This window comes from Brucella oryzae, assembly GCF_041929965.1.
Taxonomy (GTDB): Bacteria; Pseudomonadota; Alphaproteobacteria; order Rhizobiales; family Rhizobiaceae; genus Brucella; species Brucella oryzae.
The window spans coordinates 230100-243896 of sequence record NZ_JBHEEO010000003.1 but is presented as its reverse complement, the minus strand read 5'-3'; the positions used below and the strand labels follow the sequence as shown (position 1 = coordinate 243896).

Below are 13797 nucleotides of genomic sequence, written 5' to 3'. Positions count from 1 at the left end.
GGATTGCGATCTTGCAATCAGGCGTCGAGGTTGCCGAGCGCCTTTAATTCGCGCAGCGCTTCGGCATCGCGAGCCGACACTTCCGGGAATTCCGGGTCGGAACCCACATCGGTCGTGTAGCGCCACGAACGCGCGCATTTTTCGCCTTCAGCACGGGCAGGCACAACGGCCACGCCCTTCACATCGCCAAGCGTGAAAGCGCCTTCCGGTGCTGCTGCATCGCTGAACGAGATGCCGCTGGTGATGCAGATTTCCGCAAAATCGAGACCGTCAAGCGAATCGCTCAGGCTCTTGTCGGATATATAGACCACCGGCGATGCTTCCAGCGACGAACCGATGCGCTTGTCTGCGCGTTCCAGCTCAAGCGCACCGGTCACGACGCGGCGGACCGCGCGCACCTTGCGCCACTTTTCGGCCAGCACGTCGTCGCGCCATTCGGCAGGCGTCGGGCGGAACTGCTCGGCGTGAACCGAGACTGATTGCGGATAACGGTCGAGCCATGCTTCTTCCATGGTGAAAGGCAGCATCGGCGCAAGCCAGGTTGTCAGGCGGTCGAAGATTTCGCGCACGGTTTGCAATGCCGCCTTGCGGCGAACGCTCGACGGCGCATCGCAGTAAAGCGCGTCCTTGCGGATATCGAAATAGAAAGCCGAAAGCTCGACATTCATGAAGTCGATCAGCGAACGCGCGATGCGCTTGAAGTCGAATGCGTCATAACCTGAGCGCACCACCTCATCCAGCTCCGTCAAACGGTGTAGCATCAAGCGCTCAAGTTCCGGCAGATCGGCATGAGCGACGTTTTCGCCTTTGTCATGCGCCAACGTACCCAGCATCCAGCGGATCGTGTTGCGCAGCTTGCGATAAGCATCGATATTGGTCTGGATGATGCTCTTGCCGAGGCGCTGATCTTCCCAATAATCGGTCGTCATGACCCAGAGACGCAGGATATCCGCGCCGGATTCCTTGATGACGTCCTGCGGTGTTACCGTATTGCCGAGTGACTTCGACATTTTCTTGCCGTGCTCATCCATGGTGAAACCATGGGTCACGACGGCATTGTATGGCGCACGACCGCGCGTGCCGCAACTTTCCAGAAGTGATGAATGGAACCAGCCGCGATGCTGATCCGAGCCTTCGAGATAGACGTCTGCCGGCCACTTCATGTCCGGGCGGTCTTCCAGCGTGAAGGTGTGGGTCGAACCGGAATCGAACCACACGTCCAGAATGTCGCGCACCTGCATCCAGGGCTCATTGGCGCGGTTGCCGAGAAAACGCTCGCGCGCACCTTCTGCAAACCATGCATCAGCGCCTTCGGCCTCGAAAGCATCGAGAACACGCTTATTGACCGCATCGTCCTGAAGGATGTTACCTTCTTCGTCGACGAAAACGCAGATCGGCACGCCCCAGGCGCGCTGACGGGAAAGCACCCAATCCGGGCGGCCTTCGATCATCGAACGCAGGCGCGTCTGACCGGCAGCTGGAACGAAACGCGTATCGTCAATGGCCTTCAGTGCACGCGAGCGCAGCGTGGTGCCATCGCCGAGGTTCTTGTCCATATAGACGAACCATTGCGGCGTGTTACGGAAGATGACCTGCTTCTTGGAACGCCAGGAATGCGGATAGGAGTGCTTCAGACGACCGCGGGCAAAGAGCTTGTCACGGGCGATGAGCTGATCCATCACCGACTTGTTGGCGTCGCCCTTCTTGCCGTTGTCGTCGATCACGCGTGCGGGGCCACCTTCGCGGTCCGGACCGAAGCCCGGCGCATCCTTGGTATAGTAGCCGCCATCATCGACCGGGAACGGGATGCTCGGATCGATACCGCGCGCTTCCAGTTCACGCACGCTATTCATCCAGGCTTCAAAGTCTTCGCGACCGTGGCTTGGCGCGGTATGCACAAAGCCTGTGCCCGCATCGTCGGTGACATGATCACCGTCGAGCATCGGAACGGCATATTCATAGCCGCCCCCAAAGCCTTTCAACGGATGGTCGAGTACAATCTTGCCCAGCTCGTCTGCCGCAATGCCGCGCAAGCGCTTGAACTGGAGCTTTGCCTTGGCGAAGCTTTCTTCGGCCAGCTTGTCCGCGAAGATAAGCTTTTCGCCCGGACGCGGGCCAAAGTCGTTCTCGGCTTCCGTGACTTCATAGAGCCCGTATTCGATACGCGACGAATAGGACACGGCACGGTTGCCGGGGATGGTCCAGGGCGTGGTCGTCCAGATCACCACGTCGCTGCCGGAGAGATCATTCTCACCGGCTACCGGGAACTTGACCCAGATCATATCCGACTCAACGTCGTGATACTCGACTTCGGCTTCAGCAAGCGCGGTGCGCTCGACGACCGACCACATCACCGGCTTGGAGCCGCGATAAAGCTGACCGGAAGCCGCGAACTTGAGAAGTTCACCGGCGATACGCGATTCAGCGTGGAAGTTCATCGTGGTATAAGGATTTTCAAAATCGCCAAGAATTGCAAGGCGCTTGAACTCTTCCGTCTGGACCTTGATCCAATTGGAAGCAAATTCACGACATTCCCGGCGAAATTCGTTGATCGGAACTTCGTCCTTGTTCTTGCCCTCGGCGCGATACTTTTCTTCGATCTTCCATTCAATCGGCAGGCCGTGGCAGTCCCAGCCCGGAACGTAATTCGAGTTATAGCCGCGCATCTGGAAGGAGCGCGTGATGACGTCCTTGAGAATCTTGTTCAGGGCATGGCCGATATGGATATTGCCGTTGGCATAGGGCGGACCATCGTGCAGCACATAGAGTGGGCGATCCTTCGCCTGCTCGCGCAGCTTCTTGTAGAGGTTCATCCCCTCCCAGCGCTCGACGAACAGCGGTTCGCGCTGCGGCAGGCCCGCGCGCATCGGAAACTCGGTCTGCGGCAGATAAAGGGTTTTGGAATAATCGATTTTGGTCGTCTCAGTCATGAGGGTATTCGCCTGTAAAGCCCCGGCCGGAAATGGCGGGCATGTGGATCAAAGAAAACAGGGGACTGTAGAACACAGCCGGTCGCTCCCGGACCTCCGCGCCAGATATTGCCTGGCAAAACAGCCGTTCAGGCAAAGCGGGAGGCCGGGCCAATAATTCGTATGGCCGTCATGATAAGCCGAAAATCCGTCATCATGGGCATGCTTTTAGCAATGAGCTTCACAGGAATAAAGAGGCCAGAGGGGCAAAGACGCAATAAAACCGCATCCCTGCCCCGGAAAATGTTCACAATGATACGGCTGAGATCAATCCAGCGAGAAATCGAAGCGATATGTCGCTGAAACACCTACCATGAATTGGTTCGGGGACCCGCGCTCCCTGACAATGCTCGAATCCTTGGCCGGGCCTTGCAGGCGCGTATATTCGCCAAACAGGCTGGTATCGATCTTATCTGTCGCCTTCCAGTTGATGGCACCGCCGAAACCGGCCGATTTGAAACCGCCACCGGGATTATATTCCGACAGGCCGGAAGCAGTCGATTCCTCGGCATCGACGCCGTAATAAGTCTTGAAATAGTCCTTCGACGCGAAAGTCGCACGTGGACCCGCCGAAACGCGGATGACCGGCGTGACATCATAAAAGGCGTCAGCAGAAATATCGGCGACCACGCCCTTATGCGCGCGAATACCCTGACGCACTTCGCCGCGCACGCGCATCCAGTCGGCCGGATAGACTTCGGCAAAGCCACCCACTTCACCACCGAACTTGGTGTCTTTCAGGCCGTGAATGTCGTCGTCGCGTTCGAACAGCAGCTTGCCTGCCAGACCAGCGCGAATACGGTTATTGTCGATCAGAGCGAAGGAGACATTGTCGTTGCGCGAGGAAAACCGCGTCGCCTCGCCCTGACGGCCAAGCGAAATCAGCGGCTGCGCGGAAAAGCGATATTTATTCGAGCCTTCGAACTTGGGCGCAACGAGACCTGCTGCACCAACCTTGAGGTACCAATCGCCGGACCAGAAATGCTTGCGCGCGGGCTGAACGGTTTCCGCCGTATAAATATCGGTTTGCTGTACATCGGCGGAGAAAGCGAGCGAACTACTCGTTAGGAATGCGGCACCCGCAACGAGCGCCAGAGGAACAATACGTGCCACATTAAACTCCAACAAAAAGCGCCCAACAAATTTTGAGGCATTTATCCCTTTTTGTCGAGAATAAGTAAAATTTGATTTAAATCTTAAGTGGAAAACGAAACCAGAACTTCGCCTCACTCAAAAGAAAGCAAGCGATCTAGTTCTGACAGTGGCTTCGCACTTGCAAGCAGGGCTCGTGCCTCTGCGTCATCGCGCTTCATCTGATCAATAAGCGGATCAAGGCCATCAAACTTGATCTCCCCACGCAGAAAGCCGAAGAAAGATACACAAGCGATCTCACCATAAAGGTCGCCCGAAAAATCAAAAAGAAATGTTTCAAGAAGAGGCGTACCGTCACTATCAACAGTCGGGCGACGACCCAAACTTGCGACTCCATCGTAAAGGTCGCCATTTTCGCGCCTGAACCTGACCGCATAAATTCCATGCTTCAGGCCCGCCTGTGCATCAATTTTCATGTTGGCTGTTGGAAATCCAAGCGTTCGACCAAGCTTTTTGCCGTGAATGACTTCGCCGCAGACCATATAGCGATAACCAAGAAGCCCCGCGGCTTGGACGACATCACCTTCACAAAGCAGGCTTCTAATGCGAGTCGATGAGACAAGGTTGTGCCCTTCATCTGTAAAAGCATCGACCAGCGTGACCGTAAATCCGGACGTTTCTCCTGCCTTCTGAAGGAACTCGGGCGTTCCACGCCGCCCCTTACCGAAATGAAAGTCGTAACCGGTGACCACGCAACGCGCGCGCAGCCTTTCAACCAGAATGTGTTCTACAAAATCTTCCGCCGAGCGGGATGAAAACTCACCGGTAAACGGTTGTTCTACCACGGCGTCAAACCCCATCACACGCAGAATTTCAGCCTTTTTTGCCGCCGCGGTCAAACGGTCGATCGGCGCATCTGGCTTGAAAAAACTGCGCGGATGCGGTTCGAAAGTCAGGACAACTGCAGGCAAACCGCGTTTTTCAGCGATCTCCAGTGCACGCTCGAGTACAGCCTGATGGCCACGATGGACACCATCGAAATTGCCAATTGCCACTACGCAATTGTGCAAGCGTTCCGGCAAGGAATCCGTTCCAGAAAGGCGCTGAAAGCTGGATTTGGTCATTTGGTCTGAACTTCGATTGATCGTAAAAAGATTATCCGGAATCAAACAAGAGCATTAAGCGAGGCAGCTGGGCGGTTGCCGTGTTTTTGGAGAAACGCTTCCATTCGGCCAATGTCAACCGTACCGTCAGTTGTGTAGTCCGCTGCATGAACTCCGCCGGAGATGTAAAGCACATCCAGCCCGAAGTCAGCGGCACCCTTCACGTCAGTCAGAACCCCGTCACCGATACCGAGAATTCGACTTTTCTCGACTTTTTCGCCCCTAATATCTTCGGCAAACCGCAGTGCTGCCTCATAAATCGGGCGATGAGGTTTTCCAGCTATAAGGGTGCGTCCGCCGAGCTGGCCATATTCGCGTGCAAGGGCACCCGCGCACCAGATGAGTCGCGTGCCACGCTCAACCATAATGTCCGGATTGGCACAGATGAACGGAAGATTGCGCGAGCGCAACCGAACCAACAATTCCTTGTAATCGGCTGGCGTTTCACTTTCGTCATCATAAAGTCCGGTGCAGACGACACCCGAAGCTTCAAATTCCTCTACCAGTTCAACATCGAGACCGTCATAGATGGTCAGCTCACGTTCACAGCCTATATGAAATACCTTACGCGGACCTTCCGCGATCAGATCGCGAGTTACGTCACCCGAAGTGACTACACGGTCATAGGTATCGGTGGGAACGCCAAGACCCAGCATTTGCTTCTCTACATCCGGATGCGGCCTTGGAGAATTCGTCACGAGAATAACCGTAATACCTTTGGCCCGCGCGCGCTTTAGCGCCTCGATTGCCGCCGGATAGGCCGACACGCCGTTATGCACCACACCCCATACATCGCAGAAGAGCACATCGTACTGGTCGGTCAGATCGTCGAGGCGTTCGAGCTGCTTCATGATTTCCTCTTGATAATCCATCTGTAAGGCGAGAACCGCTATGGGCATCTGGAAGACTGCCGAAAAGGCAGCCAGCGCTCCATCTAACGCAGCCAATCACATCTGTCACGGCCTTTGGCGTAGATATCAAACTGCAGAACGTGTCCAATTATCCCACATTGTGTTTCATCGATCGTTTACCGTGCTTCGTGACTGACTGTTAGAAAGATGCTGATAGAAGCGGATACAACTTTTCATTTCATGTATCACAGACACAACCGTCGGCGGGGGCCAAATTGAAAAACTGGATCACTCAAGCCCTCAGGCTTTCTCAACATCTGCTTCAATCACCGAGCGCGCGCTTCACCAAGGACGAGCGTGGTAATTTTGCGATGATAACGGCTTTGGTGCTGGTACCTCTGCTTCTCGCCGGTATGGTTGCGGTTGACACAGCCAATCTCATGCGCGTGCGAAACAATGTGCAGGCTTCGCTTGATGCTGCAGCACTGGCAGTAGGCAAGAGGTTTTCCACCGGGGAAAGTCAGACTGTCGTGGAGGTTTATGGCGCGAAAATTTTTACCGCCAACCTCACAGTGCTGAGCGCAGATGCAGTCAATTTCCAGATTGCCTTCCCCCAGAATAAAACGACTGATCAACAGATACTGGCTACTGCTGCATTTACCTACAGATCTCTGTTTGGCATAGTAGCTTCACGCCTCACAGGAGATAACTGGGACCAATACCAATATAAGCTCAACTCTTCCGTCAGACTTAAGAACACGATTGAAGTTGCACTGGTCCTCGATAATTCCCGTTCAATGAATGAGACAAGAAGCGGATCAACAAAAAAACGCATTGATCTTCTAAAGGAAGCCGCTTCGCAGCTTGTCGAGACGATGGCCGCGCAATCTGCACTCATAACGCACGTCGAAAGACCCGTGCAGTTTTCATTAGTTCCTTTTGCAGGTTCCGTGAATGTTGGCCCGCAATACTTGAATGCAGCATGGATGGACCCGGAAGGCAAGTCTTCCGTAAATCTCGAAAACTTCACACTGCCAGTCACGATCGACAGTACGCGCAAGATAGAAGAAAAACCGGCAGGCAGCGGACGATACTACAAATCAGGTACAGGTTGGGGAGCGCGTAATAACAAGCCTTTTTCGCGCGCGGAACTCTATGCCGACCTTTCACAGCGGTCAAAGGAAACCTGGCTACCTTGGCAGGGTTGTGTTGAGTCTCGTCCCGGCACCTATGCTCTGGATGTGACTCCTCCTTCTGATAATAATCCAAACACGTTGTTTGTACCCATGTTTGGCCCGGCTGAATATTACAACACCAACAGTAGAGGAAACGTCACCTCCACCGCTTTGAACAGCTGGTGGCAAGACGATATATCCTTGACTTATTCATCACGACAAAGCGACCTCAAAAAATACTACCTGCGTGATTCCCTCGACAAGATTTACAGAGGTGGAAGATCCAAAGACGGCGGCCCTAACTATAGTTGCACATCCTTACCTCTCACACCCTTGACAGACGTTACGACCGAACAAGGGATGAAAACGATCCAAACCGCAATCAAGGCGATGGTGCCAGCCGGCGGTACAAACGTCCCCGAAGCGATGGCCTGGGGATGGCGAACAATCGTCCAAGGCGCGCCGTTCACAGAGGCCCGCGCTGCAACTGAGCGGGGTAACGACAAGGTCGTAATCGTACTGACCGATGGTGCCAACACTTACTATAAATATGACGGGCTCGCTGGTTCAGGGCCGGATCGCGCAGGAAACTTGTCGTACTATTCGGCACATGGCTATACTGCTCGCATAACCAAAAACTACAGTCAGACCCGTTTGTTTCAGGAAAGCGGCGTTTCGGTTTCGCAAAACAACAGCACGTACACCAAGGCTATGAACGCCCGCTTTGCAAAGCTTTGCGACAATGCAAAGTCTGCAAATATCATCGTCATGACAGTTGCGCTGGATCTCAGCGCGACGGACAGCACAGAGAAAGCGCAAATAGATCTGTTGAGGTCATGCTCTTCAAATTCACGCGTGCGTATGGAAAGCGGTAAACCGGTAAAGCTTTTCTGGAACTCAACTGGTGGCGAATTGAGCGAAACCTTCCGGCAGATCGGAGACGAACTGTCCAACCTGCGTCTCGTTGATTGATATTGCCAACGACATCACCATATGCCGGGTTGGTTAGAACCCTCTGGCTGCTCCGCGTTAAGGATGGTGCAAACTAACCATCATTTGTCTGTCAAATTTCTCAGGCAATCTTGACAAGATAAGGTCCGGCTTCTATCTCAGAGCCGTGTTAGCACTCTCACAGTATGAGTGCTAATAAGCGCGGATCGGCTCGATCCGTTAACAGGGTTCAACGTCTATAACACCAAGGGTTATACCATGGCTGATATCAAGTTCCGCCCGCTTCATGACCGCGTCGTCGTTCGCCGCGTTGAATCGGAAGCCAAGACCGCTGGCGGCATCATCATCCCTGACACCGCCAAGGAAAAGCCGCAGGAAGGCGAAATCGTCGCTGTTGGCGCTGGCGCCCGTGACGAAGCTGGCAAGCTGATCGCTCTGGAAGTCAAGGCTGGCGACAAGGTTCTGTTCGGCAAGTGGTCGGGCACCGAAGTCAAGATCGGCGGCGAAGACCTGCTGATCATGAAGGAATCCGACATTCTGGGTATCGTTGGCTGATTAGCCAGAAGCATTTCGCTTTTATCCAAGAAATCCAATTCACCATAATCTGACCGGGATATTCCCAGGAGAGTAAAATGGCTGCAAAAGACGTAAAATTCGGCCGCACTGCGCGCGAAAAGATGCTGCGCGGCGTCGATATCCTCGCCGACGCTGTTAAGGTAACGCTCGGCCCGAAGGGTCGTAACGTTGTCATCGACAAGTCCTTCGGCGCTCCGCGCATCACCAAGGACGGCGTGTCGGTCGCCAAGGAAATCGAACTGGAAGACAAGTTCGAAAACATGGGCGCACAGATGCTGCGCGAAGTGGCTTCCAAGACCAACGACACTGCCGGTGACGGCACGACGACTGCAACGGTTCTTGGCCAAGCAATCGTTCAGGAAGGCGCAAAGGCTGTTGCTGCCGGCATGAACCCGATGGACCTGAAGCGCGGCATCGACCTCGCGGTAACCGAAGTTGTTGCTGAACTTCTCGGCAAGGCCAAGAAGATCAACACGTCGGAAGAAGTTGCTCAGGTTGGCACCATCTCCGCCAACGGCGAAGCTGAAATCGGCAAGATGATTGCTGATGCGATGCAGAAGGTCGGCAATGAAGGCGTGATCACGGTTGAAGAAGCCAAGACGGCTGAAACCGAACTCGAAGTCGTTGAAGGCATGCAGTTCGACCGCGGCTACCTGTCGCCATACTTCGTCACCAATCCTGAAAAGATGATTGCTGACCTCGAAGACGCTTACATCCTTCTGCACGAAAAGAAGCTCTCGAACCTCCAGGCTCTTCTGCCGGTTCTGGAAGCTGTCGTTCAGACCTCCAAGCCGCTCGTCATCATCGCTGAAGACGTCGAAGGCGAAGCTCTTGCAACGCTCGTCGTCAACAAGCTGCGCGGCGGCCTGAAGATCGCTGCTGTCAAGGCTCCCGGCTTCGGTGATCGCCGCAAGGCAATGCTCGAAGATATCGCGATCCTTACCGGTGGTCAGGTTATCTCCGAAGACCTTGGCATCAAGCTCGAAACCGTTACGCTCGACATGCTCGGCCGTGCAAAGAAGGTTTCGATCTCGAAGGAAAACACCACGATCGTTGACGGTGCAGGCCAAAAGGCTGAAATCGACGCTCGCGTTGGTCAGATCAAGCAGCAGATCGAAGAAACCTCTTCGGACTATGACCGTGAAAAGCTTCAGGAACGTCTTGCCAAGCTCGCCGGTGGCGTTGCCGTGATCCGCGTCGGCGGTGCAACGGAAGTCGAAGTGAAGGAAAAGAAGGATCGCGTTGACGACGCCCTGAACGCAACCCGCGCTGCGGTTGAAGAAGGCATCGTTGCTGGCGGCGGTACCGCTCTGCTCCGTGCTTCGGCCAAGATCTCTGCCAAGGGCATCAATGCCGATCAGGAAGCTGGTATCAACATCGTTCGTCGCGCGCTGCAGGCTCCGGCTCGCCAGATCACGACCAATGCCGGTGAAGAAGCTTCGGTTATCGTTGGCAAGATCCTTGAGAACGCCTCTGAAACCTATGGCTACAACACCGCCAATGGTGAATTCGGCGACCTGATCAAGGCTGGCGTTGTTGATCCGGTCAAGGTCGTTCGCACTGCTCTGCAGAACGCAGCATCGGTTGCCGGCCTCCTGATCACGACGGAAGCCATGATCGCCGAACTGCCGAAGAAGGACGCAGCTCCTGCGGGCATGCCTGGCGGCATGGGTGGCATGGGCGGTATGGACTTCTAAAAAGTCCATAACCTTACTTTGATGAAAATACGAGAAAGGCGGCCTTGGGTCGCCTTTCTTTTTACGTTGCGTAACCATTTGTGATTTATAAAAAATTTACTCTGCTCGCGCTTTGCGGCAGCAAAGTCATTATTTTAGAAACTTCTGATTGACTCATAACCGCCAATCATGGTCAATCCCGAATGATATAGAGATGGACTTCCTGTTTGCCCCCGCACTTTGGAAGTCCTGTCTCAGGCAACAGGAAAGACGGGCTTCGGCCTGTCTTTCCACTTGCACTCCTCAACAACTAGCTCTCATTGCGCAGCTTCGATCTGCTCCTTACCAGGTGCCAGGGCATCATAGCGGGCACGAGCGACTAGCACTTTCGCTTCATTGGCGATTGCCCACTCACCCAGTGCGCGTACAGGCCGCAAGAGATCACACCCCATTTCAGTCAGTTCATATTCGACCTTTGGCGGGATTGTCGGGAAAAGTGTGCGCTTGACGAAACCATCCCGCTCCAGATTACGTAACGTCGTCGTCAGCATTTTCTGCGAAATACCATCCACCGTTCGGCGCAATTCGTTGAACCGCATTGGATGATTGCCAAGATAACTCACCACAAGCACCGTCCATTTATCGCCAACGCGAGACAAAATCTCGGTTACGGTCCTGCATGCGCTGGTTTCCTTGAAGTCACTGGGTTTCATAAAAGTGCCTCCTTGCGCCATCTATCAGTCACTTCTATAGCGTCAGTTTCCAATGGTTACCACACTAATAAAGGTGCTATCTATGCCTAAGCTCAAAGTCGCCGTCATCATCGGCAGCACGCGCGAACAACGTTTTGCTCCCGTTCCCGCTCAGTGGATTGCGAAACTCGCTGCAGAGCGGCCGGAACTGGACGTGGAAATTCTTGATGTCGCCGACTATCCGATGAGCTTCTATGGCGACACCTCCACTACGACTGCGCAAGCAGAAACTGCGGACAAGTGGAAAACCAAGCTACGCGAATTCGATGCTTACATTCTGACTGCTGCTGAATACAACCACGCTCCTACCGCTGTTCTGAAGAACGCCATCGACTATGGCGACTGGATTCAGAAGCCAATGGGATTTGTCGGTTATGGTGGCGTCGGTGGCGCTCGTGCTGTCGAACAACTGCGGATGATTGCAGTCGAAATGTCTTCCATGTCAGTCAAAACTGGCGTTCATATCCTTTTCCCTGACTATCTCGCCGTCGTCAAAGGCGAGAACAAGCTGGACGATTTCCCACATCTTGGAGAAGCAGCCAAAAACATGCTGGATCAGCTGATCTGGTGGGGCAAGGCTCTTAAGTCTGCACGTTCAGCATAAACAACACGCCAAGCCGGAACGTTAGTGTTCCGGCTTGCCGCTAGCATTGTATGCCCTATGATTATCTGCAGTCACAATGGAATGGATGATTATATGCGCAAGGAACTTCCTATTATCACAGCCCCGAAAGACGGCCGCAAGATAACAGTCGTCTGGACCGACGAGGACGATCAGCGCAACGAGTCCATTGCACAGTATCGAACGCTAGCGCAATTACAGGCTGGCGGCGGTCAATGGGATGAGACAGACACAGGCTGGTGGACGTTCACCGATAGCAAAACCCAGCGCAAGATCGAACCGACCGCCTGGATTTCGGAAACGGATGATAGCGGCGAAGAGGATGACGTTTGACCACCGCGGACCTGGTCAATAAAAATTGACTTTTATATTCATATTTTATCAAATGATTGCGTTATAAAGGTTTTACGAAGAAACATTAGTCCGCCAAGGACCTGACGGTGCTATATTCGCTTTAGATAGCTCGGTGTCGAGCCCAAGTTACCCCGGAGACCTGAAATGACCGCTACGCGTACCGAAACAGATACTTTCGGACCGATTGATGTTCCTGTGGACCGTTACTGGGGCGCACAAACGCAACGCTCACTGCAAAATTTCAAGATCGGTGGAGAGCGCTTGCCGCTTCCGTTGGTTCGTGCATTGGGTGTCGTCAAGCGCGCAGCGGCAGAAACCAATATCGTCCTCGGCAAACTCGATCCGGTTATCGGTCAAGTCATTGCGGTAGCGGCCTCGGAAGTTATAGAGGGAAAACTCGATGACCATTTCCCACTGGTCGTCTGGCAGACTGGTTCGGGAACGCAATCGAACATGAATGCCAATGAGGTCATTTCAAACCGGGCTATCGAGCTTCTCGGTGGCGAAATGGGGTCCAAGAAACCGGTTCATCCGAATGACCACGTCAATATGAGCCAGTCCTCCAATGACAGCTTTCCGACAGCGATTCACATTGCCACAGCGGTTGAAGCGACCAATCGCCTTTACCCGGCGCTGGAACAGCTAACCAAGGCGCTCAAGGTCAAGGAAGAGGCCTTCAAGGATATCATCAAGATCGGTCGTACTCACACGCAAGATGCAACGCCGGTCACACTCGGACAGGAGTTTTCCGGTTATCGCGCCGCATTGGAATATGCGCGTCATCGTATCGAGCAATCACTCGCAGACGTCTTTTTGCTCGCGCAAGGCGGGACTGCAGTCGGCACCGGCCTGAATGCACCAATCGGCTTTGATACGGGCTTCGCTGAGGCCGTGAGCGAGATTACAGGCCTTACGTTCAAGACAGCACCCAATAAATTCGAAGCTCTAGCCAGTCACGGCGCCATTCTCAACTTCCATGGCAGTCTAAATGCTTTGGCAGCGGATCTTTTCAAAATTGCCAACGACATCCGCTTCCTCGGTTCGGGGCCTCGCTCCGGCCTCGGTGAACTGTCGCTGCCAGAAAACGAACCAGGGTCGTCCATTATGCCGGGTAAGGTCAACCCGACGCAGGCCGAGGCGTTGACGATGGTGGCAACCCAGGTATTTGGCAATCAGACAACAATTACGGTCGCTGCAAGCCAGGGTCATTTTGAACTGAATGTGTTTAAGCCGGTGATCGCATATAATGTTCTGCAATCGATCCGTATTCTTGGCGACTCCATGGTGTCGTTTGCCGATCATTGCATCGAGGGAATCGAGCCGAACTTGGGCCGTATCAAGGAACTGCTGGACCGCTCGCTGATGCTTGTGACCGCGCTGGCTCCAGCGATCGGTTATGACAATGCAGCCAAGATTGCCAAGACTGCACACAAGAACGGAACGACCTTACGCGAAGAGGCATTAGCGAGCGGATTGGTGTCAGAAGAAGACTACGAACGGCTGGTGCGCGCAGAGAGAATGATTGCACCAGAGTGAATTGGTATTCATACTGTAAACAAACTGTCGAGGATTAGACGGCTTTCCTTGACAGTCAGCAATCGTTAATTGATGCCCCA

General features: G+C 53.9%; 11 protein-coding genes. 6 read left to right on the top strand and 5 right to left on the bottom strand.

Translation table 11 applies throughout. The features are described from left to right. Positions 1-17 precede the first annotated feature (17 nt). From ileS to JNC70_RS04590, 4 genes are all read right to left on the bottom strand, one after another. On the bottom strand, positions 18-2930 hold the full coding sequence (ileS, locus tag JNC70_RS04605; protein WP_104755519.1) for an isoleucine--tRNA ligase: 2913 nt from the start codon (positions 2928-2930) through the stop codon (positions 18-20). Positions 2931-3236: 306 nt separating this feature from the next. Beyond that, positions 3237-4082 (bottom strand): MipA/OmpV family protein, encoded by an 846-nt coding sequence (locus tag JNC70_RS04600; RefSeq protein ID WP_245414750.1) that lies wholly within the window; start codon positions 4080-4082, stop codon positions 3237-3239. A 113-nt stretch (positions 4083-4195) separates the two neighbouring features. After that, positions 4196-5185: a bifunctional riboflavin kinase/FAD synthetase gene (locus JNC70_RS04595; RefSeq protein ID WP_104755521.1), complete on the bottom strand. Its 990-nt coding sequence runs from the start codon at positions 5183-5185 to the stop codon at positions 4196-4198. Between the two features lie 41 nt (positions 5186-5226). Then, complete coding sequence (locus tag JNC70_RS04590) at positions 5227-6075, bottom strand: TIGR01459 family HAD-type hydrolase (protein ID WP_104755717.1); 849 nt, start codon at positions 6073-6075, stop codon at positions 5227-5229. Between the two features lie 275 nt (positions 6076-6350). Between JNC70_RS04590 and JNC70_RS04585 the strand changes: the two genes are divergently transcribed. From JNC70_RS04585 to groL, 3 genes are all read left to right on the top strand, one after another. Beyond that, positions 6351-8222 carry a pilus assembly protein gene (locus tag JNC70_RS04585; protein WP_245414751.1) on the top strand — a complete coding sequence of 624 codons (1872 nt, stop codon included), beginning with the start codon at positions 6351-6353 and terminating at the stop codon, positions 8220-8222. A gap of 237 nt (positions 8223-8459) precedes the next feature. After that, on the top strand, positions 8460-8756 hold the full coding sequence (gene groES / locus JNC70_RS04580) for a co-chaperone GroES (RefSeq protein ID WP_006472506.1): 297 nt from the start codon (positions 8460-8462) through the stop codon (positions 8754-8756). Between the two features lie 77 nt (positions 8757-8833). Further along, positions 8834-10474 (top strand): chaperonin GroEL, encoded by a 1641-nt coding sequence (gene groL, locus JNC70_RS04575; RefSeq protein ID WP_104755522.1) that lies wholly within the window; start codon positions 8834-8836, stop codon positions 10472-10474. Between the two features lie 296 nt (positions 10475-10770). Here the strand turns inward: groL and JNC70_RS04570 are convergent, their stop codons facing one another. After that, positions 10771-11166, bottom strand: coding sequence for a winged helix-turn-helix transcriptional regulator (locus JNC70_RS04570; RefSeq protein WP_104755523.1), 396 nt, complete (start codon positions 11164-11166; stop codon positions 10771-10773). Between the two features lie 82 nt (positions 11167-11248). Here JNC70_RS04570 and JNC70_RS04565 point away from each other — a divergent pair, with 82 nt between their 5' ends. The 3 genes from JNC70_RS04565 to fumC all read left to right on the top strand — a co-directional run bounded on the left by JNC70_RS04565 (position 11249) and on the right by fumC (position 13717). Then, complete coding sequence (locus JNC70_RS04565) at positions 11249-11809, top strand: NADPH-dependent FMN reductase (protein WP_104755524.1); 561 nt, start codon at positions 11249-11251, stop codon at positions 11807-11809. Between the two features lie 93 nt (positions 11810-11902). Then, positions 11903-12160: a hypothetical protein gene (locus JNC70_RS04560; protein WP_104755719.1), complete on the top strand. Its 258-nt coding sequence runs from the start codon at positions 11903-11905 to the stop codon at positions 12158-12160. A gap of 165 nt (positions 12161-12325) precedes the next feature. Next, complete coding sequence (gene fumC, locus JNC70_RS04555; protein WP_104755525.1) at positions 12326-13717, top strand: class II fumarate hydratase; 1392 nt, start codon at positions 12326-12328, stop codon at positions 13715-13717. Positions 13718-13797 lie beyond the last annotated feature (80 nt).